We start from the raw sequence: 20,311 nt of genomic DNA, 5'->3' as shown, positions 1-20,311 counted from the left end.
CTTTCGGCACCGGCAACGCGGCCAAGCTCGCCCGCATCCCGCTGTACGCCCTCGGACGCCTCGGCACGCTTCTCGTGCCGCGCGGCCAGCGCTGGGTCTTCGGCTGCGGCGCCGGCATCGGCGACGGCGCCCTCGCGCTGCAGCGTCATGCCGCGGCGGAGGGTCACCAGACGCTCTGGCTTACCGCGAACGACCGAGAGGCCCGCGACGCAGCCGCTCTCGGCATCCGCACCCTGCCCAAATCGGGCCTGCGCGGCTGGTGGGCCACCGCGCGGGCCGGGGTCCTCGTGGTGACGCACGGGCTGGGCGACGTGAACCGGTACGGCAACGGAGGCGCGTTCGTGGTGCAGCTCTGGCACGGGATCCCGCTCAAGCGCATCGGTCTCGACTCCCCGGCGACCACACAGGTGCCGGCTGTCCCGGGAGCCCCGCTGCTGCGCCGTCTCGTCGGCGTGCTGTACCGGGCCGCGGCGCAGCGCATCCGCGTGCTCCCCGCCGCCTCGGACCGCGCCCGCGGTCGCCTCGAGTCCGCGTTCGGACTCGGCGGCGACCGGGTCGTGGTGACGGGCGAGCCGCGCGTGGACGTGCTGTCAGCCGGATCGGTCGCGCAGCGGCGCACGGCGGCCCGGTCGATCCTCACGGCGGCCGCGGGGCACCTCCCCGCCGACGCGCGCATCGTGCTGTACGCGCCGACCTGGCGCGACGGGGCCGCCGACCCGTCCGTGCCCGCCGCGCGCGAGTGGATCGACATCATCCGTGTGCTCGAGGAGCGCGATGCGGTGCTGCTGGTGCGGTCGCACCCGCTGGGGGCGGGGTCGTACACGCCGCCCCTGCCGAGCACACGCGTGCGGATGCTCCCGAGCACCGTGCTGGCCGACGTCACACCCGCACTGGCCGCGGTCGACGTGCTCGTGACCGACTACTCGTCGCTGGCCTACGACGTGGGACTGCTCGCGATGCCGGTGCTGTTCCTCGCTCCGGACGCCGAGGACTACGCGAGGACCCGCGGCTTCTACGGCCGGTATCGGGACGTGGCTGCCGCCGGAGCCGCCGCCGACTGGACGCAGCTGCTCGCGCAGCTGGACGCGCTGCTCGGCGACAGCGCCGCATTCGACGCGGCGTCTGCGCGTTCCGCTACGCTCAGCGCGGAGATGCATGCGTTCCGCGACGGGGAGAACACCCGTCGCGTGTACCAGGCGATCCGCTCGCGGGGGGTCCCCGCACCGAAGGGAGCAGCATGACGACGGTCCGCATCGACGACGCGGCGGAGGCGCTGGTCATCGCAGGGACCGGTCAGCGACCGGAGACGGCGGAGCTCACGGGCCCGCGGGCGCGGGTGACCGGGCGCGTCACCGGCGGGGGCAAGACGTGGAAGGCGACCTTCCCGCTGCAGGCCGCACGATGGGGAGGCCCGGCGCTTCCGCTGCCCTCCGGGGAGTACCGGCTGCACGTCGAGGGAGCAGAGCTGGATGGGCTGCGCGTCCCTCCCACCGTGCTGCGCGGACTGCGGATCGCCGTGCAGGACGATGCCGTCCGCATCGCAGCGCCGATCGACCCGGTGTACGACACCGTGGAGGGACGCTCGACGCTGGAGGAGCGCTACGTGGCGCAGGCCGGCGGCACCGAGAACGCCGTGTTCTTCGAGAGCTTCTACGGCCGCAGCGTCGGCTGCAACCCGCGCGCGATCGATCGGGAGCTCGCGGCGCGGGCCCCGCAGGTCACGCGCTACTGGAGTGTCGTCGACCTCTCAGTGGAGGTCCCGGACGGGGCGGTCGCCGTGGTCGAGGGCAGCCCGGAGTGGTGGCGCGCACGGGGCGCGGCGCGGCTGCTCGTGGTGAACGACTGGCTGCGGCGGAGGTTCGCGCGCAAGCCGGGACAGAAGGTCCTGCAGACGTGGCACGGCACGCCGCTCAAGCGTCTCGCACTGCACCGCCCCGGCTTCGACCCGCGGCGCATGGCAGCCGTCGTCAAGGAGTCGCGGCGCTGGGACGTGTTGCTCGCGCAGAACACCTACTCGGAGCGCATCCTCCGCAAGGCGTACGCGTTCTTCGGGCGGCCCATCTGGGTCGAGGGGTATCCGCGGAACGACGCGCTGCACACCGGCGACCCGGCCGCCGTGCGGGCGGCGCTCGGCATCGGCCCCGAGGAGCGCGTGCTGCTGTACGCCCCGACGTGGCGCGACGACCGGGTCGAGATGGTCGACTTCGTCGATCCGGAGCTGCTGGCGCGTCAGACCGACGCCGTGGTGCTGGTGCGAGGGCACTCGCGCACCCTGGAGCGGGGCAGCGACAGGGCAGGCGCGCGGGTCATCGACGTCACGGGCTACCCGGAGACCGCACAGCTGCTGCTCGCCGCGGACGCCCTGATCACCGACTACTCCTCGGTGATGTTCGACTTCAGCGTGACAGGGAAGCCGATGTACTTCCTCGTTCCGGACCTCGACCACTATCGAGGACAGCTGCGCGGCTTCTACTTCGATCTCGCCGAGCGGGCGCCGGGACCTCTGGTGCGCACGCAGGACGAGCTGGTCGCGGCGCTGCGCGGCGACGACCATGAGGCGGCCTACGCCGAGCGCTACGCCGCCTGGCGCCGGCAGTTCAACACGCGCGACGACGGGCATGCCGCCCGACGGGTCGTCGACCGGATCCTCGACCTGGGGTTCGTGACCCCCTGAGGCGCTCCGCTCAGGGCAGCGGCGTGTTGCGCGTGCCCAGCCGGGACGCGTCGACCGTGTCCCGCGCGCCGCGCAGCACGCCGCCCAGGAAGCCGAGCCCCCAGGAGAGGTGCATGGTGGGCAGCACCGCGAGGGTCCACAGCCGCTGGCGCAGATCGCCGCCGCCAGGCGTCAGGGCGACTCCGACCACGAGCAGCGCGTAGAGCGCGAGCGGCAGGTACACGAGCAGCGACAGCACGAGCGACGCGGGGCCGGACAGCACCCCGGTCACCCGCAGCGCGGCCAGGAGCACGGCGAGCACCACGAGCAGCACCAGGGCGGGCGGTGCGAAGTAGCGGATGCCGTTGCTGCGGCCGTAGCGTCGCACGAGCTCGCCGCGCCAGGCGCCCGTGGCCCGGAACTGCCGTGCCAGGCGCACCCAGCTCTCGCGGGGCCAGTAGGTGACGGAGAGCTCCGGGTCGAACCACACGCGGTGACCCGCCTGGCGGATGCGCAGGTTGAGCTCCCAGTCCTCGCCGCGGCGGATGGACTCGTCGAACAGGCCGACCTCCTCGAGCACGTGCCTGCGCATCACACCGAGGTAGGCCGATTCGGCCTCACCTTCGGTGCGTCCGCTGTGGTAGGCGCCGCCGCCGAGTCCGACGGGGGAGTTGTAGAGCCGGGCGACCGCCTTCTGGAACGGGCTGCGGCCCTCCGCGTGCATGACACCGCCCACGTTGGCCGCTCCGGTGCGAGCGAGGGTCTGCAGCGCCCGCGCTGCGTAGCCCGGGGCGAGCTCGGAGTGCGCATCCACGCGCACGATCGTCGGGAAGCGGCTGGCGCGGATGGCGGCGTTGAGTCCGACCGGGATGTGCGCGGCCGGGTTGTCCACCAGGCGGATGCGCTCGTCGGCGGCGGCGAGGCGCTGCGCGAGCTCGGTGGTGCCGTCGGTCGACGGGCCGAGGGCCAGGACCAGCTCGGTCGGCGCGCCCACGTCCTGCGCGAGCACCGAGGCGACGGCGTGTTCGAGGTAGGCGCGTTCGTTGAGCACTGGCATCACGAAGGAGACCCCGGTCGTGGGGGCGGCGGTTCCGTCTGCTGGCACACGTCGATCATGTCACGGAGCGGTCCGCGCTTCGCTGAGGCGACTCTCCACCAGCAGGCCGCCCGCCCGGGGACGACCGCGGAGACGAACTATCCTGGAGGGATGGGTGCTCTGTCTGATGCGAAGAAGGCCTACCGTCTGCTGAGGCGGGCACTCGCCTCCCGCTCGTCCGTGCAGCACGTCCGCAAGCGTCTCGCCGAGCGCGACCCGGCGCCGCCCGAGCACTTCCAGATCGCGGTGTACTTCGCCGACGGCGAGGTCAACATGTACCAGATGCGTCAGTGGTACCGGCCCCTGGCCGAGCTGTCGAAGCGCTGGCCCGTCGTCGTGCTGGCGCGCCAGGCGACCGGTGCGGAGAAGCTGCTCGACGAGGACGCGCCGCCCGTGGCGTTCGTGCCGAAGGTCAGGGACCTGGAGCGCTTCATCGCGACGCAGGACATCCGCATCGTCCTGTACGTCAACCAGAACACCCGCAACTTCCAGATGTTCCGGTACGGGCGCCGCTGGCACGTCTTCATCAACCACGGCGAGTCCGACAAGATGTACATGACCACGAATCAGTACAAAGCGTACGACTACGCCTTCGTGGCAGGGCAGGCCGCCCGAGACCGCCTCTCCCGCACACTGTGGGACTACGACGTCGACCGCCGCACGATCGAGATCGGCCGTCCGCAGGCCGACCACTACTCGGGCACGCTGCCGTACACGCCGGACGAGCGCACGGTGGTGCTGTACGCCCCGACGTGGGAGGGCGATCGCCCGAGCGCACACTACGGCTCGATCGCCTCGCACGGCGAGAAGCTGGTCGCCGCATTGCTCGCGACCGGGCGACACCGCGTGATCTACCGCCCGCATCCGCGCAGCGGCGTGGTCGACGAGGCCTACGGCGCCGCCCACCGCCGGATCCTCTCCGCCATCGCGGCGGCGAACACGGCCGACCCTGCGGCGCAGCACGTGTACGACGACGGCCCCGAGCTCGGTTGGCAGCTCGCGGCGGCGGATGTCGCAATCGTGGACATCTCCGCCATGGTGTACGACCGGCTGGCGGCGGGCAAGCCGCTGCTGATCACACGTCCCGTCGACGACAGGGCCGCCCTCGACACGACCGGCTACCTGTCCGACTGCGAATGGCTGACCGTGGAGGGTGCGGGCGACATCGTGGCCGAGGTCGAGCGCGTCGCCGCCGACGAGGCCGCGATCGCTCGCCTGCGCATGTGGGTGCAGCACTACTTCGGCGACACCAGCCCGGGTGTCGCCACCGAGAAGTTCCACGCTGCGATCGAGCAGCTCATGCAGGAGTGGGACCGCTGGCGCGCCCACGAGGTCGGCACGGTCCGGGAAGACGAGGACGACGACGACGAGGAAGCGGACGACGAGGACGCATGACCGCCGACTTCCCCCTCACCGCCGGCGTCGTCTCCCGACTGCTCGTCCTCGACGCGACGGGCTCGACGAACGCCGACCTGCGGGTCCGTGCGGACGAGGTGACCGCCTGGCCGCACCTGTCGATGATCGTCACTCGTGAGCAGACAGCCGGTCGCGGCCGCCTCGACCGCACGTGGGTGGCACCGGCGGGTGCCGCGCTGGCGGTCTCCGTGCTGCTGCGCGAGCTGCCGACCGATCCGTCGCTGCGCGGGTGGATCCCGCTGACGGCCGGACTCGCCATGGCCGACGCGGTCGCCACGCAGCTGACGGGCGCCGACGTGGCGGTGAAGTGGCCCAACGACGTGCTCGTCGACGGAGCGAAGATCTGCGGGATCCTCGCCGAGGCCTCGTCCGACGCGGTGATCGTGGGCGCCGGCGTGAACACGGCGATGACGGCCGCGCAGCTGCCCGTCGCGACAGCGACCTCCTTCGCCGTGAACGGCGCCGTCGCGGAGGAGGACCGCCTGCTGCGGGACTACGTGGCCACGCTCGACCGCTGGCTGCGCGCGCTCGTGGCCGCGGGCGATGCCGAGTCGTGCGGACTGCATGCGGCGGTCACGGCGCGCTGCGCGACCCTCGGGCAGACCGTGCGGGTGTCGCTGCCCTCGGCGCGAGTGCTCGAGGGCACGGCCACCGGTCTCGACGCAGAGGGGCGGCTGCTCGTGGAGGCGGACGGGGCCTCGCATCCTGTCTCCGCGGGCGACGTGGTGCACGTCCGGCCGGCGTGACGCCGGGACACGCCGCCCGCCGGACGGCGTTGTCGGCGATCACGGGCACAATGGTGGGGTGACCCAGCCCGTGACGCTCGGTGGGCGGCCGCTGATGCCGCCGCCAGGCACCCCCGCCGAAGAGCTGCTGATCGCGCGCTTCCGCGGTCATGCGCGGCGCCTGTTCTGGTCGGCGCTCGTGCTCATCGCGACCTTCGGGGCCACGGCCTACTTCTACGGCAACCTCCCGGCGGGCTTCGAGGACTGGATGCTCCTCACGGCGGCGGGCGTGCTCATCCTGCTCGCCGTCGTCCTCCCCTTCGTGATCTGGTATTCGCGGACCACCACCATCACCACGCGGCGCGTGATCGCGCACCAGGGGATCGGCGCCAGGCAGCGCCGCGAGATGTCGCACGCGAGGGGCTACACGATCGCGGTGCGGCGCGGACCGCTGCAGCGGCTGTGGGGCTGCGGCACCATCACGCTCTCCAACGGCGTCGACGCCCCGCTGCGCCTGCCGAACATCCCCGCCGTGACGCTCGTGCACGAGACGCTCGCCGATCAGATCGAGGTCGGGCAGATCCTGGCACATCGCGACGCCCAGTCCGGCGGCGACGACACCGACGCGTTCTGACCCGGTCGCAGGGCCTCGCGTGCCGTGACGACCGAGGAGTGCGGAAGAATGGGTCCGAACGAATGGAGGCGGCACATGGCGCTGCGCGTGGGCGTGATCGGCGGAGGACAGCTGGCACGGATGATGATCGCTCCGGCGGTCGAGCTCGGGATCGACCTGCGGGTGCTCGCGGAGGATGAGGGGATGTCCGCAGCGCTCGCCGCCACCGCGGTGGGCGACTACCGCGACCTCGACACGGTTCGCGCGTTCGCGGCGGAGGTCGACGTCATCACGTTCGACCATGAGCATGTGCCGCAGGACGTGCTGCAGGCCCTGGTGGCCGAGGGCGTCGCGGTGCGGCCGGGTCCCGACGCCCTCCAGTTCGCCCAGGACAAGCTCGTGATGCGCGCACGCCTTGCCGAGCTCGGGGTGCCCCAGCCCGATTGGGCGGCTGTACGCACCGCGGATGAGCTGCAGGAGTTCCTCGACGCACACGCCGGAGCAGCGGTCGTGAAGACCCCTCGCGGCGGCTACGACGGCAAGGGTGTCCGGGTCGTGCGCGCAGGCGCGGAGGCACAGGACTGGTTCGACGGTCTCGGCGAGGGGGACGCGCTGCTGGCCGAGGAGCTCGTGCCGTTCGTGCGAGAGCTCGCGCAGCAGATCGCGCGTCGACCCGGCGGCGAGATGATCGCGTATCCGGTGGTGGAGACCGTGCAGCGCGACGGCGTGTGCGCCGAGGTCATCGCGCCGGCGCCCGCCGCTGCCGAGCGCCTGATCGAGGTGGCCGAGAGCATCGGACGGACCATCGCGGAGGGCCTCGGCGTGACCGGGATGCTCGCGGTGGAGCTGTTCGAGACCGACGACGAGCGCATCCTCGTGAACGAGCTCGCGATGCGCCCGCACAACAGCGGGCACTGGAGCCAGGACGGCGCCGTCACGGGTCAGTTCGAGCAGCACCTGCGCGCCGTGGCCGACCTGCCGCTCGGCAGCACCGCACCGCGCGCGCCCTGGTCGGTGATGGTGAACATCCTCGGCGGTCCCGCGGAGGGCAGCCTCGAGGACAGGTTCGCCGCGGCGATGGCGGAGCACCCGGGCGCCAAGATCCACACCTACGGCAAGGCGCCACGTCCCGGCCGCAAGGTCGGGCACGTGAACGTCGCAGACGGCGACCTCGACGACGCCGTGTACGTCGCTCGAGCGGCTGCCGCCCACTTCGCGTGAGTCCGACGTCTGCAGCGGGCGGGCCGTGCCGGAAAGGCGCGTGCCGCTGGGGGGTTCTCCCAGCGCGAGCCCGTACCCTGATCTGGTGACAGAGCCACTTCACTCCTCCGCCGCGCCTCTGGTCGGTGTCGTCATGGGATCGGACTCCGACTGGCGCGTGATGAGTGACGCGTCCCAGGCGCTGACCGACTTCGGCATCCCGCACGAGGTCGAGGTGGTCTCGGCGCACCGCACGCCGGACAAGCTCATGTCCTACGCGCGCGACGCCCGGTCGCGCGGCCTCCGCGTGATCATTGCGGGCGCCGGGGGAGCGGCCCACCTGCCCGGGATGCTCGCGTCGATGACGCCGCTGCCCGTCGTGGGCGTTCCCGTTCCGCTCGCCTACCTCGACGGCATGGACTCGCTGCTGTCGATCGTGCAGATGCCCGCGGGGATCCCGGTCGCGACCGTGTCCATCGGCGGAGCCCGCAACGCCGGGCTGCTCGCCGCACGCATCCTCGGCACCGGCGATCAGGCGCTCGCCGATCGCGTCGAGGCCTATGCAGCGGAGCTGGAGGCGCAGGTCGCCGCCAAGAACGAACGGCTGAAGGACTCCCTGTGACTCTGGCGCCGCCGCGTCCGACACGGCGCCCCCTCATCGAGACCCGGCCGCTGCGGCACCCGGACTCCGCCGACGAGCGGATGATGTCGCGCCGCGGGTGGTGGCTCGTGGTGCTGAATCTGCTCGTGCCCGGCTCGGCCCAGGTGCTCGCCGGGAATCGCCGATTGGGCCGCTTCGGCCTAGGCGCCACGCTCACGGCCTGGGCCCTGGCGGTGGTCGCGGCGGGGCTCGCCCTGTTCGCCCGTCCCGTGCTGCTGTGGCTCACGATCGGCGCGGGCTTCCTGTCGACCGTCGTCCTGACCCTCGTGCAGGTGCTGCTGGTCGCCTACGTCGTGCTCTGGATCGTGCTGACCCTGGATACGCTGCGGCTCGTGCGTCTGGTCAGGGTGCCGGGCCTGTCCCGTCTCGCGATCCCGGTCGTGGCCCTCGTGCTCCTGGGACTGGTGGGCGGCGCGGCCGGCTATGCGGCGACCGCGGTCGGCTCCGTGCGGGGCACGGTGGGGGCCATCTTCGGCCAGAGCGGACCCAGCCTTCCGCCCAGTGACGGCTACTACAACATCCTGCTGCTCGGCGCGGACAGCGGCGACGGACGAGACTCGATGCGCTTCGACAGCATCTCCGTCGTGTCCGTCAACGCCGACACGGGCGCGGTCACCATCACCGGCATCCCGCGCGAGCTGCCGAACGCCCCCTTCAGCGAGGGCAGCCCGATGCAGGCACTGTATCCGGACGGCTTCGAGGGCCACAGCTCGTCGACGTGCGGCTGGAACGGGTGGATGAACCATGTGCGCAACGCGGCCGAGGTGTGCCGCGAGGATCAGGGTTCCGGTCTGTACCCCGATGCCGTGGCGCAGGGCTCCGAACCCGGGATCGAGGCGACCAAGGACGCGGCGGAGGGGGTGCTCGGGATCGAGATCCCGTACTACGTTTTCGTCGACATGCACGGGTTCGCCGACCTGGTGGACGCCCTCGGCGGCGTCGACATCAACGTCACCGAGCGGCTGCCGAAGGGTGGTCCGCCCGAGGGCTGGACCGGACATGACGTCAACGAGTGGGCGATCGGCTGGATCGAGCCGGGACAGCAGCACATGGACGGCGACACCGCCCAGTGGTACGCCCGGTCTCGGTACACCACCAGCGACTGGGACCGCATGAAGCGCCAGCGCGAGCTGCAGGAGGCCATCCTGGCGCAGTTCACGCCGCAGACCGTCCTCACGCGCTTCAACGAGGTGGCGGCTGCGGGCACCGCGCTGATCAGCACGGATCTCCCGCAGGACAAGCTTCCGGAGTTCTTCGACCTGATGCTGAAGGCGAAGGAGCAGCCGGTCACCACGATCGAGCTCACGCCCGAGTCGGGTGTCGACGAGCACAGCCCGGACTACGGCTACATCCACCAGCTGATCCAGCAGACCCTGCATCCGCCGACCCCGACGCCGACGCCGAGCCCCTGACCACAGCGGTCGGTGCATCGCATGGCCGACGCTCCCGGTGACGGGCACGAAGCCGAGCTGCTGCGCCCCCGATGTCCCCGCCTGGCATGGCGCAGCCCACGGATGACGATCCCGAGAACGACACCCGTGGGCGTCCGGTGCAGCACCGGATTCGCCAGACGACGGTGATCGGAGGGGGAGGGATCACCGTCGTCCAGCCGACCACCGCGCAAGGCGGCAGCCAGGCTCAGGCGCGCTTGCGGCGGGCGACCCCGGTGGCGACCAGTGCGCCGCCGGCGACCAGCGCGGCAGCGCCGCCGCCGAGGACCCACGGCGAGACGGAGCCGCCGGTGAGGGCCAGCTCCATGCCGCCGCCGGTCAGCGGCAGCTCCGTGCCAGCGGCCGCGACGGCCGGGTCGTGGTCGCAGCTCGACGCCGCGTCATGCCCGTGCGACACGGTGATGGTCGCCGTGTACGGACGCGAACCCGCGAACGCGAGGGCGTAGGACCCCTCACCGTCGGTCGGCGGGCGGAACGTGAGTGTCAGGCTCCCGTCGGCACCGGCGGTGTTCCCCGAGATCGCCGAGGCGCCCGCATCCTTTCCGGACACCGAGACCGGCACGGTCTCGGACGGCAGGAAGTAGCCCGGCCCGAAGACGACGGTCGAGACCTCGCAGACGTCGATGATCGGATCGCCGACCTTGACGCCGGGAGGCGCGGGATACGTGTCGCTCGATGCGTCCGGAATGGTCGGCGCAGCGGTGGCGATCGTCGGCGCGGCGATGACCAGCGCGCCAGCGGTGAGGCTGATGGCAGCCAGTTTCTTCAGCATGATTTCTCCCCAGAATTTCACGCGGAATCGCCCCCGGACACACCCCTGCGTCCGACTGCGTGAGGCCCTCCTGCCCCCACGGCAGGTTTACAGACCCCAGTTATTCCCCAGTGAGATGACAGTACCCCATCCGTGAGAAATTGTCACGACGCACAGCGCAGAGTGTCGCGGCTCAGTTCCGGACCGACGATCAGCGGCGTGTGCAGCACCTCGGTCAGGCGCTCCCCGGCCCCCGTGCCCTGGAACTCCACGGTGATCGTCGTCGACTCGCCTGGAGCCAGCAGCACCTCGTGCTGGACGACCGAGCGCTCGCCGAGCATGGCCGTCTGGACGCCGTCCTCCGCGCCATCCCTGTCGACGTGCGACGGTGTCGCGCCCTCGGGGCCGTACACGGCGATCAGCGTCCGCACGGTGCCGGGCGGCACGCCGTAGAAGCCGTCACCGGTGACATACGGGGGAAGAGCGGTCGCCGCGTCGGCGGGCGCCGTGTTGGTCCACGTGACGCGGACCTGGGTGGTCGCCTCGCCGTCGCACGTCCCCACGGCCGTCGCGATGGACGCGCGGGTGTAGTAGTCCATCTTGGCGCCGGTGCCGTCGTTCATCAGGACGCCCACATGGCTGACGCCGTCGGCGTCCTCCGGGATGGCGCCGCCGAGAGCCGACGCGGCGAGGAGCGTCTCCTCGTCCTCGTGCGCGCTCCAGATGCGGATGCGTCCCTCGCCGGCGGCGTCGGCCAGGGCGCCGATCAGCGCCTGCGGATCTCCGCCCGACAGCGCGGCGCTGAACAGCCCGCTCGCCGCGAGCGCGAAGATGTCGTCCTGCACGGTCGGGTCGGGCACCGCGGCGTAGATCTCCGAGAGCAGGATGCTCGTGACCGTGTCGGCCGTCGCCGTGAAGGGCCCGAAGGCCAGGTCGCCGGTGACGTCCATCAGATGCTCCGCGACGAGCGCGTCGACGGCGATCACCCCGTCGACCTGTCCACCGAAGCGGCCGACCCAGCGCGCCGCGATGGTCTCGCCCGCCTCGCGGAAGTCGGGGATGCTCGTGATGTTCTGCAGGAAGCGGCCGGGACGGTCCTCGAACAGAGCGACCGTCGTGTCGCTGAGGGGGAGCGGCACGTCGAGTGCGGGGAAGTCGCGCGTCGAGGCCTGGTTCTCCAGGGTCACCCGGCCACCTTCGGCGCGCAGCAGCGCGATCGAGCCGATGATGCCGCCGGAGGAGCGGAGCTCCGCATTGTTCTGCATGGCCAGCACATACGTGCGCGGACCCTCGCCGCCCAGCATCGTCGGCAGCAGCACCGAGGCGCCGTGCAGCGAGCCGACCACGGTCGCCGCCTGCGTGACCGAGCCGCGCATCTCGCGGATCGCGTCGGCGAGCGGTGGCAGGGTGGCGTCGGCGTCGATGCGCTTCGTCCGCTCGTCGGCAGCGGCGAGCGAGGCGGACGCGGAGCCGAGCGGCTTCTCGATCGCCGCGAACGGCGCCAGGTCGATGACGCCGTTCGTGAACCCGAGGCTGGACAGGTCGATGTCGTCCGCGACCTCCAGAAGGGGCCGGACGGCGTCGGAGGAGACGTCGTCGGCGACCTCGGCGATCTCGCTCACGGCGCGGAAGTTCGGGCCGAGCCACGGCAGCACGGCGAACGCGTGCCACACGGGGTCCGACGTGAGTTCGCGGGCGGACGCGGCGTTGCGAGCGATGCTGTCGGCGATCGGCTCGGCGCCGTCGAGGTCGCCCTCGCCGATCGACTGCTTCAGCTGGGACGCGCCCTTGGCCACCTGCTGCAGATTGTCCACGGCGCCGATCCCGCGCACCGTGACCCACCCGATGGCGAGCACGAGCAGGGTCAGAAGGATGCCGATGGTCCATCCGATCCATCGGCGTCGGACGGGAAGTCGGCCATCGCTCACCCGAGCATTCAAGCACGGCACGCCCGTCGCGAGAGGGCCGATGCTGTGGGAACGCTGATATTCCCCCGGCCGGGGTGGTGCGCTCCCGGGGGGAACGAGGGTCCGCGGCTAGCCTGATCCCATGGGTGCTCGGCTGCGTGTGGTTCTGGATCAGCTGGCGCACGTCGTCGACGCGGACCAGGCGTCGGCGGCTCTCGATCTCACCGCAGGGCTGATCGCGACGGCGCCGTCCGGCTGCGCGGTCGACGCGATCGTCCCGGCCGGAGCACAGCCCGCTGTTCCCGGGATCGATGAGGTGCGTACCCTCGGGCTCGCACGCCGTGAGCTGGCGGCGTCCTGGCAGCTCGGGATCGCGCCCGGCGTCGGCGGCGGGCTCATCCACGCGCCGAGCCTGATGGCGCCGCTCGTGCGACACGATCGCGTGCACGACCACGATCAGACCACCGTCACCGTGTGGGAGCTGTGCGCCTGGGATCAGCCTCAGCAACTGTCGAAGAGCTCGGTCGCCTGGCAGCGCGGCATGCTGCGCCGCGCGGCGAAGCACGCGGACGCCGTCGTGGTGCCCTCACACGCCGTGGCGGAGCGACTGTCCGAGGTGGCTCGTCTCGGCGACCGCATCCGCGTCATCGCCGGTGCGCCTCCGCAGGGTTTCGCCGTGCCCGCCGACGCGGACGCTCGTCGCGCCGCGCTGTCCCTGCCGGCGGAGTACGTGGTGCTGACGGGTTCGCCCGAGACGCTCGGCGCGGGATTCCGCGGTGCCGTGGCCGCCGGGGTGGATGCGGTCGTGCTCGACACGCCGGAGGGATCGGAGCCGCGCCTGGCGGAGATCGCCGCCGCGGCGGGCCTGCCGGAGCGGCGGGCGCATGTCCGCGGCCTGCTCGGCCGAGTGGACCGGGGAGCCGTGCTCGGCGGGGCCAGGGCCTTCGCCGCCACGAGCACGGTCGCCGGCTGGCCATGGCGCGCGGTCGAGGCGCTCGCGGTGGGGCTCCCCGTCGTGGCCAGCGACACCGGCTGCCACCGCGACGTGATCGCCGACGGCGGCATGTTCGCCGGGGAGGGCGACCTGCCCGATGCCCTGGCGGACGCGGCGGGCGACGGCGCGGCGCGGCTGCGCGTGCTGGCCTCGGACCGGTCCCGCGCGTTCTCGTGGGCGAGCTCGGCCGAACGCGTCTGGGGGCTGCACGCCGACCTGTGAGCGGCTGGGAACAACCTGCACAAACACGCGACACGCCGAATTCCCCTGGTGGAAACGTCGTAACAGTGGCATCATCCCGCAACTTCCGTCACACTGGTCACATGTCTCGACGTGCCCCACGCTCGCGAAACACACTGAGGACCGCCCGACTCCTCACCTGTTTCCTCGCCGTCTCCGCCCTTCTCGTCGGTACCGTCGTACCGGCCACCGCCGCGACGGCCGCCGCCTCCGCCTCCGCGCCCGTCTCCCGGGCGGTCAGCGGGCCGGCGCAGACGGGCATCGCCAAGACCACCCTCGCGGGCTTCACACCCGGCAACATCATCAGCGACGCCGTGTTCACCAACAAGGACACGATGACGGAGGCGCAGATCCAGGCGTTCTTCAACGCCAAGGTGCCGCGCTGCGTCGGCGGCATCGACGAGCAGGGCCGACCGATCGTGTGCATCAAGGACTTCAAGATGAACACGGTCACGCGACCGGCGGACCAGTACTGCAACGGCTACACCGGGGCGCCGAACGAGAGCGCCGCCCGGATCATCTACCGTGCCGCACAGTCCTGCGGCATCAACCCGCAGGTGCTGATCGTGATGCTGCAGAAGGAGCAGAGCCTCGTCAACCACTCGTGGCCGAGCGCCTGGCGGTACGACATCGCGCTGGGGCAGGGCTGCCCGGACGACGCGCCCTGCGACCCGCAGTACATCGGCTTCTTCCACCAGATCTACGGCGCCGCGCGGCAGATGCAGATCTACATGGAGGGGAAGTGGTTCCAGTACTACGCCCCCGGTCGCACGTGGAACATCCTCTACAACCCGGACCGTGCCTGCGGCTCCTCGCCGGTCTACATCGCCAACAAGGCGACCTCGGCGCTGTACTACTACACGCCCTACCAGCCGAACGCGGCGGCGATGCGCGCCGGCTACGGTGACGGCGACATCTGCTCGGCCTACGGCAACCGCAACTTCTACAACTACTTCACCGACTGGTTCGGATCCACGCAGGCCCCGCAGGGCCCGAACCTGGCGTCGATCAACTACTCGTCGTACATCCTCGGCATCGACACCGCCGGCGTGCTGTGGGGCTATCCGTTCGCGAAGAACGCATGGGGCACCCGCAAGCAGCTCGCGACAGGCCTCGGCGGCACCACGTCGCTGATCATGGCGGGCGACCTCAACGGCAACGGCACGCGCGACCTGGTCGTGCGCAAGCCGGACGGCGTCTACCTCATGCGGGGGACCGGCGTCGGCTTCGAGTCCGCGCAGCGCCTCAATCTCGACTGGAGCGCCGTCACGCTGTCGACCGCCGCCGGCGACATCGACGGGGACGGAGTGCCCGACGTCCTGACCACCAACGCCGCCGGCGACCTGATGCTGTGGCGCGGCGACGACCGCGGCGGCCTGCTGCCCGGCGTGCGCATCGGCTGGGGCTGGGGCGGCATGAACCTCCTCGTGGGAGGGATCGACCTGAACCGCGACGGGAAGCCCGACATCATCGGCCGCGACGGCGCCGGTCGCCTCACCGTGTACTACGGCAACGGCGCGGGCGGCTGGCTCGGACAGCGCCAGATCGGCACGGGGTGGGGCGGTATGACCTCGATCTTCGTGCCGGGCGACTTCACCGGCGACGGCATGGCCGACCTCGCGGCGCGCACCGCGAACGGCGACCTCTACCTGTACCCCGGCGACGGGGCGGGCGCTCTCACCTCGACCGGACGCATCGGCAACGGCTGGCAGGTGCTCTCGGCGCTCGCGGGCGCCGGCGACGCCGTCAACAAGCCGCGGGCCCTTCCCGCCGGCTCCGGCGACGTGGACAGGGACGGCGAGGTCGACGTGCTCGCCATGAACGCGCCGGGCACCCTCACGCTCTACCGCGGCAACGGCGCGGCCGGATGGCGCGGGTCCAAACTGCTCGGCTCGGGGTGGCAGGCCGGCGACCGCATGATCCCGATGGGCGACTTCAACGGTGACGGCTATCGCGACCTCGGACGCATCACGGCCGCGGGCATGTTCCTGCTCTACCCCGGCACGGCCAACGGCAGTTACGGGGATGCTCAGGTCATCGGCAACGGCTGGCAGGCGCTGTCGCTCGTGGTGGGCGGCATCGACTACGACGGTGACCGCAACCCGGACATCATCGCGCGGAACTCCTCCGGCCTGCTCGTGTACTACCGCGGCGACGGCAAGGGCGGCTGGGCGAACTGGCAGGCGCAGCAGATCGGCTTCGGCTGGGGCGGGTTCAACGCCGCCTTCAACGCCGGGGACTTCGACGGCGACGGGCGCTCCGACCTGATCCTCCGCAGCACGGACTCCCGTCTGTGGCTGTATCCCACGAACGGCGCAGGGGGCTGGGGCACGCCGCGCGAGATCGGCTACGGCTGGGGCGGCTTCACCTCGATCTTCAGCCCCGGCGACTTCGACAGGAACGGCACGAACGACGTGATCGCCCGCGCCGCCAACGGCGACCTGCACCTGTTCCGCGGCGACGGACGCGGCGGATGGGGGACGAGCTCGATCATCGGCTACGGCTGGGCGGGGTTCACCTCGCTCGGCTGACAGCGCGCCGTGAAGGGCGCTCGGAGGGTGCCATAGGATACTGAAGTGCGTCGCGGCGACCGCCGCCGCAGCTGAATGAGTGGGGCCGTGACAGATACCCGAGATCTTTTCGCCGTCGTCCCGCGTTCCGCCTTCGACACCCCCGGCACGAGTCGTGGTCTGATCGACGTGGTGCGCTGGCGCTATCTCCTGTACCTCCTGGTGCGGACCGGCGTCACGACGCGGTACCGGAACTCGGTGCTCGGCTGGACCTGGTCGTACGTGCGTCCCGGCGCGCAGTTCCTCGTGTTCTGGGTCGTGCTCGGGCTGTTCCTCAGCCTGAACAGGGACATCCAGAACTACCCGGTCTATCTGTTCTCCGGCATCGTCGTGATCAACCTCTTCTCGGAGGCGTTCAAGAACGCGACCACGTCGATCGTGAACAACGCCCCGCTCGTGCGGAAGGTGTTCCTGCCGCGTCAGCTGTTCGCCGTCTCCGCCGTGTTCGTGGCGTTCATCCACTTCCTGCCGCAGCTGGCCCTGCTGCTGATCGTGTGCCTGTTCCTCGGGTGGATCCCCGGGATCACGGTCCTGTCGGTGCTCGCGGCGCTGGCCGGCATCGTGATCGTCACGCTCTTCGCCCTCGGCCTCGGGCTGTTCTTCGGCGCGATCAACGTGCGCTTCCGGGATGCCGAGAACATCGTCGAGCTGCTGCTGCTGCTCGCCACCTGGGCGTCGCCCGTCCTGTACGCCTGGACGATGGTGCAGGATGCGATCGCGAAGCTCGGCTGGCCGGACTGGGTGCTCGAGCTCTACATGCTCAACCCGATCACGCAGGGGGTCGAGCTCTTCCACTACGCGTTCTGGCTGCCGGTGACCGACTCGACCATGCCGCTTCCGCCCGGACTGGGATGGAACACGCTGTGGACGTTCCTGATCGCGGTCGCCACGCTGCTGATCGGCCAGCTCGTCTTCCGACGACTCGAGGGAAGGTTCGCGCAGGACCTATGAGTACCGCCACCGCTTCGCGCCCGAGCATCATCGTCGACGGCGTACGGAAGAACTTCACGCTCAACCACGCGCTGTCCCTGAAGGACACCGTCGTGGCCTGGATCCGCCGCCGCAGGACGTCCAGCACCTTCGAGGCGCTCAAGGGGCTGGATCTCGTCATCAACGAGGGCGAGTCGGTCGCGATCCTCGGTCTGAACGGCTCGGGCAAGTCCACGCTGCTCAAGCTCATCTCCGGCGTGATGGAGCCGGACGACGGGCAGGTGCTGACGCGCGGTCGCGTCGCCGGGCTGATCGAGGTCGGCGCCGGCTTCCACCCCGAGCTCTCCGGTCGCGAGAACGTCTTCCTCAACGCCGCCATCCTCGGCATGCAGCGCAAGGAGATCGAGGAGCGCTACGACGAGATCGTCGCCTTCAGCGAGATCGAGCAGTTCATCGATCAGGAGGTCAAGCATTACTCGTCCGGCATGTTCATGCGGCTGGCGTTCTCGGTCGCGATCCACGTCGAGCTCGACGTGCTCCTGGTCGACGAGATCCTGTCCGTGGGCGATGCGCCGTTCCGGGAGAAGTGCCGCCTCAAGTTCGCGGAACTGATCGCGCAGCGGAAGACCCTCGTCGTGGTGAGCCACGACATGGAGATGGTCCGTGAGCTCTGCACCCGAGGCGTGGTGATCAACAAGGGCGAGGTCGTGTACGACGGCGAGATCGAGGGCGCGATCGCGTTGGTCGACGAATGATCGGCGACTGGATCGCCCAGGCGGGGCTTCTGGGACTGACCATCCTGGTGCTGTTCGCACCGGGGCTCCTGATCGGCTTCGGGCTCCGGCTGCGCGGTCTGACGCTGTGGGCGTCCGCGCCCGGCATCTCGGTCGGCGTCCTCGCTCTGCTGGCGATCGCGCTCCCCGTCCTCGGCATCAGGTGGAACCACCTGTCCGTGACCGTCGCCGTCGTCCTCGTCGCCGCGCTCGTGTACGGACTGTCGTTCCTGCTCGGCCGGCGGCGCTGGGACCCGGCTCCGCAGCCGCCGGAGCGGCGCGCCCTGGTGCTGCTGTTCGCGGGGCTCATGGTCGGCGCTGGCCTGAATGCGGCGCGACTGATGAGCTACATCGGCACGCCGACCGCGATCTCGCAGACCAACGACGCGGTGTTCCACCTCAACGCCCTGCGCTGGGTCGCCGAATCCGGAAGCGCCTCCTCCTTCGACCTGAGCGGACTCCTCGGCGGTACGACCTTCTACCCTGCGGCGTGGCACGCGGTCACCTCGCTCGTGGCGGTCGATCTCGCGGCGATCCCTGTCGCCGCGAACCTCGTGGCGCTGGTGACAGCCGCCGTGGTCTGGCCGCTCAGCGTGACGCTCCTCGCGCGCGTGCTCAGCCGCGGTGACGCGCTCGTCACGGCACTCGCGGCGGCCCTCTCCGCGGGGCTGATGGCCTTCCCGCAGCTCATGTTCGAGTGGGGCGTCCTCTACCCGTACGCGCTGTCTCTCGCGATCGTGCCCGCCGCGGTCGCGTCGACCGTCGTCACCGTGCGCGCCTGGATGTCCGCGCCGCACGGGCAGCGTCTCGCGCTCGCCGCCGGTCCCGCGCTCGGGATGCTGCTGATCCTGGCGGGGACGGCGCTCGCCCAGCCGTCCACCGTTCTCGCGTGGGGAGCGCTGGTGATGCTGTGGCTCACCAGCACCCTGCTGACCGGCATCCGCCGCGAGGGCGCCAGACCGACCGTGCGGTGGACCGTGATCGCGGTGGGGTGGCTGCTCCTCGCACTCGTCTGGCTCGCGCTCGCCTACCTGGCGGGACCCGTCCTCTGGCGCTCGTACCGCGGGGTGCTCGGCGCCGTCGCCGACGTGTTCGTGAACTCGCATTCGCTGCTGCCCGCCGCGTGGGCCATGAGCGTGCTGCTGCTCGCCGGCATCATCGCCGCCTTCCGGGAGCGGCGGCTGCGGTGGCTCATCGTCGCGTGGGCCGGCGTGTCGCTGCTCTACATCGTGTGCGTCGGCACCGACCTGCCTGTGATCAAACGACTGCTGACGGGCCCGTGGTACGGCGACTCCTTCCGCATCGCTGCTCTGGTGCCGCTCGTGGTGGTCCCTCTCGCGGCGCTCGGCCTCGCCATGCTGCTCCGCTGGCTGGCCGCGGTGCTCGCGCGGCGGGTCGCGGTGTCGACCGACGCGCTCGCCGGCCTCGCGCTGGGGGTCATCGCGGTCGTCGGGGCGGTCAGCATCGCCGTGGCGCCCGTGGTGCTGCTGCGCGTCGCCGATGAGACAGACGAGCAGTCCCGGTACACGATGAACCACCGCAGCTATCTGTCGGACGACGAGTACGCCCTGCTCCAGGACCTGCCGGACCTCGTCCCGGACGACGCGGTCATCATCGCGAACCCGTCCACCGGTGCGGCCTTCGGCTACGTCCTCGGCCGTCGCGAGGTGATCCCGCGCACGTGGTCGCCGCCGGTGTCCCAGGCCTGGGACGTGCTGTCGACGCGGCTCAACGACGCGGGCGAGGATCCTGCAGTGTGCGAGGCCCTCGCCGCATACGGCAGCCCGGAGTACGTGCTCGACTTCGGCATCGGCGGGACCGGACCCGGCGAGTACCTGATGCCGGGCATGACCGACTTCGACGACCGTCCGGGGTTCGAGGAGGTCGCCGCGGAGGGCGACGCCAGCCTCTGGCGGATCACCGCCTGCGACTGATCAGCGGTCGGTGGAGCCGTCGTCCGGAGTGTCGGCGCCCGGCGCGGCGTGCGCGTCGCCCGGCTTCTCCGCCTCGGCCTGGAGCAGGGCCAGCTTGCGCGCCAGCAGGGTGAGTCGACGCTGCTGCGCGGCGTTGCGACGCGACTGGGTGTACACGAACACCAGGAACATCAGCACCAGCGCGTACAGCAGCAGGTCGGTGCCGCGGCCGACGCCGACGAGGTTGGCCACCCAGGTGAGCCACTGCGGGAACAGGATGGACACGATCGCGACCAGCACGAACGCCCCGTACAGCAGGCGACGGATGGCGAGGTGGCTGTCGGCGCCGGTGCGGCGCATAAAGACCGCGCCGATCGCGATCACGGCGGCGATGAGGACGAACTGGATCCACATGGCG

17 protein-coding genes are annotated in these 20,311 nt (G+C 71.2%); 13 read left to right on the top strand and 4 right to left on the bottom strand.

Annotated features, from left to right (window positions below; genetic code table 11):
* Positions 1-1,241, top strand: a 1,241-nt coding sequence (locus M3C17_RS04625) for a CDP-glycerol glycerophosphotransferase family protein (protein ID WP_259976471.1), incomplete at its 5' end; no start/stop codon positions are given.
* Positions 1,238-2,674: a CDP-glycerol glycerophosphotransferase family protein gene (locus M3C17_RS04620; protein WP_259976470.1), complete on the top strand. Its 1,437-nt coding sequence runs from the start codon at positions 1,238-1,240 to the stop codon at positions 2,672-2,674. The genes M3C17_RS04625 and M3C17_RS04620, both read left to right, overlap by 4 nt.
* Positions 2,675-2,684: 10 nt before the next feature.
* Here M3C17_RS04620 and M3C17_RS04615 read toward each other — a convergent pair whose 3' ends face one another.
* On the bottom strand, positions 2,685-3,710 hold the full coding sequence (locus tag M3C17_RS04615; protein ID WP_259976477.1) for a glycosyltransferase family 2 protein: 1,026 nt from the start codon (positions 3,708-3,710) through the stop codon (positions 2,685-2,687).
* Positions 3,711-3,860: 150 nt separating this feature from the next.
* On the opposite strand from M3C17_RS04615, the gene M3C17_RS04610 reads away from it, so the two are divergent.
* From M3C17_RS04610 to M3C17_RS04585, 6 genes are all read left to right on the top strand, one after another.
* A complete protein-coding gene (locus M3C17_RS04610) occupies positions 3,861-5,144 on the top strand; it encodes a CDP-glycerol glycerophosphotransferase family protein (RefSeq protein ID WP_259976469.1) in 1,284 nt (427 codons plus the stop codon).
* Positions 5,141-5,911, top strand: a complete 771-nt coding sequence (locus M3C17_RS04605; RefSeq protein WP_259976468.1) for a biotin--[acetyl-CoA-carboxylase] ligase — start codon at positions 5,141-5,143, stop codon at positions 5,909-5,911. The genes M3C17_RS04610 and M3C17_RS04605 overlap by 4 nt, the downstream gene beginning before the upstream one ends.
* Before the next feature lie 94 nt (positions 5,912-6,005).
* Complete coding sequence (locus M3C17_RS04600; RefSeq protein ID WP_259976476.1) at positions 6,006-6,524, top strand: PH domain-containing protein; 519 nt, start codon at positions 6,006-6,008, stop codon at positions 6,522-6,524.
* A 75-nt stretch (positions 6,525-6,599) separates the two neighbouring features.
* On the top strand, positions 6,600-7,724 hold the full coding sequence (locus M3C17_RS04595; RefSeq protein WP_259976467.1) for a 5-(carboxyamino)imidazole ribonucleotide synthase: 1,125 nt from the start codon (positions 6,600-6,602) through the stop codon (positions 7,722-7,724).
* A 133-nt stretch (positions 7,725-7,857) separates the two neighbouring features.
* Positions 7,858-8,325: a 5-(carboxyamino)imidazole ribonucleotide mutase gene (gene purE, locus M3C17_RS04590; RefSeq protein WP_259976475.1), complete on the top strand. Its 468-nt coding sequence runs from the start codon at positions 7,858-7,860 to the stop codon at positions 8,323-8,325.
* Positions 8,322-9,776, top strand: a complete 1,455-nt coding sequence (locus tag M3C17_RS04585) for an LCP family protein (protein WP_259976466.1) — start codon at positions 8,322-8,324, stop codon at positions 9,774-9,776. Before purE ends, M3C17_RS04585 begins: the two co-directional genes overlap by 4 nt.
* Before the next feature lie 226 nt (positions 9,777-10,002).
* On the opposite strand, the gene M3C17_RS04580 is transcribed toward M3C17_RS04585, so the two are convergent.
* Both M3C17_RS04580 and M3C17_RS04575 read right to left on the bottom strand, forming a co-directional pair.
* Positions 10,003-10,587 carry a hypothetical protein gene (locus tag M3C17_RS04580; protein ID WP_259976465.1) on the bottom strand — a complete coding sequence of 195 codons (585 nt, stop codon included), beginning with the start codon at positions 10,585-10,587 and terminating at the stop codon, positions 10,003-10,005.
* Positions 10,588-10,730: 143 nt separating this feature from the next.
* On the bottom strand, positions 10,731-12,494 hold the full coding sequence (locus M3C17_RS04575; protein ID WP_259976464.1) for a DUF4012 domain-containing protein: 1,764 nt from the start codon (positions 12,492-12,494) through the stop codon (positions 10,731-10,733).
* A gap of 121 nt (positions 12,495-12,615) precedes the next feature.
* Here M3C17_RS04575 and M3C17_RS04570 point away from each other — a divergent pair, with 121 nt between their 5' ends.
* The 5 genes from M3C17_RS04570 to M3C17_RS04550 all read left to right on the top strand — a co-directional run bounded on the left by M3C17_RS04570 (position 12,616) and on the right by M3C17_RS04550 (position 19,914).
* On the top strand, positions 12,616-13,689 hold the full coding sequence (locus M3C17_RS04570; protein ID WP_259976463.1) for a glycosyltransferase: 1,074 nt from the start codon (positions 12,616-12,618) through the stop codon (positions 13,687-13,689).
* A gap of 101 nt (positions 13,690-13,790) precedes the next feature.
* Positions 13,791-16,238 (top strand): VCBS repeat-containing protein, encoded by a 2,448-nt coding sequence (locus M3C17_RS04565; RefSeq protein WP_259976462.1) that lies wholly within the window; start codon positions 13,791-13,793, stop codon positions 16,236-16,238.
* Between the two features lie 75 nt (positions 16,239-16,313).
* Positions 16,314-17,228: an ABC transporter permease gene (locus M3C17_RS04560; protein ID WP_396819647.1), complete on the top strand. Its 915-nt coding sequence runs from the start codon at positions 16,314-16,316 to the stop codon at positions 17,226-17,228.
* Positions 17,129-17,962, top strand: coding sequence for an ABC transporter ATP-binding protein (locus tag M3C17_RS04555; protein WP_396819645.1), 834 nt, complete (start codon positions 17,129-17,131; stop codon positions 17,960-17,962). The genes M3C17_RS04560 and M3C17_RS04555 overlap by 100 nt, the downstream gene beginning before the upstream one ends.
* Positions 17,959-19,914 (top strand): DUF6541 family protein, encoded by a 1,956-nt coding sequence (locus M3C17_RS04550; protein WP_259976459.1) that lies wholly within the window; start codon positions 17,959-17,961, stop codon positions 19,912-19,914. Before M3C17_RS04555 ends, M3C17_RS04550 begins: the two co-directional genes overlap by 4 nt.
* On the opposite strand, the gene M3C17_RS04545 is transcribed toward M3C17_RS04550, so the two are convergent.
* Positions 19,915-20,307, bottom strand: a complete 393-nt coding sequence (locus M3C17_RS04545) for a DUF2304 domain-containing protein (RefSeq protein ID WP_259976474.1) — start codon at positions 20,305-20,307, stop codon at positions 19,915-19,917.
* Positions 20,308-20,311: the final 4 nt, after the last annotated feature.

Origin of the sequence: Microbacterium sp. p3-SID336 (assembly GCF_025143365.1) — a bacterium.
Lineage (GTDB): Bacteria > Actinomycetota > Actinomycetes > Actinomycetales > Microbacteriaceae > Microbacterium.
The sequence above is the reverse complement of the archived record's forward strand: the minus strand, read 5'-3'. Positions and strand labels throughout refer to the sequence as shown.

What these genes read in the sequence shown, in the direction of transcription:
- M3C17_RS04610 (WP_259976469.1), top strand. Translation starts at nt 3,861, where the DNA reads ATGGGTGCTCTGTCTGATGCGAAGAAGGCCTACCGTCTGCTGAGGCGG.
- M3C17_RS04560 (WP_396819647.1), top strand. Translation starts at nt 16,314, where the DNA reads ATGAGTGGGGCCGTGACAGATACCCGAGATCTTTTCGCCGTCGTCCCG.
- M3C17_RS04555 (WP_396819645.1), top strand. Translation starts at nt 17,129, where the DNA reads ATGGAACACGCTGTGGACGTTCCTGATCGCGGTCGCCACGCTGCTGAT.
- M3C17_RS04565 (WP_259976462.1), top strand. Translation starts at nt 13,791, where the DNA reads ATGTCTCGACGTGCCCCACGCTCGCGAAACACACTGAGGACCGCCCGA.
- M3C17_RS04620 (WP_259976470.1), top strand. Translation starts at nt 1,238, where the DNA reads ATGACGACGGTCCGCATCGACGACGCGGCGGAGGCGCTGGTCATCGCA.
- M3C17_RS04545 (WP_259976474.1), bottom strand. Translation starts at nt 20,307, where the DNA reads ATGTGGATCCAGTTCGTCCTCATCGCCGCCGTGATCGCGATCGGCGCG.
- M3C17_RS04595 (WP_259976467.1), top strand. Translation starts at nt 6,600, where the DNA reads ATGGCGCTGCGCGTGGGCGTGATCGGCGGAGGACAGCTGGCACGGATG.
- M3C17_RS04600 (WP_259976476.1), top strand. Translation starts at nt 6,006, where the DNA reads ATGCCGCCGCCAGGCACCCCCGCCGAAGAGCTGCTGATCGCGCGCTTC.
- M3C17_RS04580 (WP_259976465.1), bottom strand. Translation starts at nt 10,587, where the DNA reads ATGCTGAAGAAACTGGCTGCCATCAGCCTCACCGCTGGCGCGCTGGTC.
- M3C17_RS04550 (WP_259976459.1), top strand. Translation starts at nt 17,959, where the DNA reads ATGATCGGCGACTGGATCGCCCAGGCGGGGCTTCTGGGACTGACCATC.
- M3C17_RS04570 (WP_259976463.1), top strand. Translation starts at nt 12,616, where the DNA reads ATGGGTGCTCGGCTGCGTGTGGTTCTGGATCAGCTGGCGCACGTCGTC.
- M3C17_RS04605 (WP_259976468.1), top strand. Translation starts at nt 5,141, where the DNA reads ATGACCGCCGACTTCCCCCTCACCGCCGGCGTCGTCTCCCGACTGCTC.
- purE (WP_259976475.1), top strand. Translation starts at nt 7,858, where the DNA reads ATGGGATCGGACTCCGACTGGCGCGTGATGAGTGACGCGTCCCAGGCG.
- M3C17_RS04615 (WP_259976477.1), bottom strand. Translation starts at nt 3,710, where the DNA reads ATGCCAGTGCTCAACGAACGCGCCTACCTCGAACACGCCGTCGCCTCG.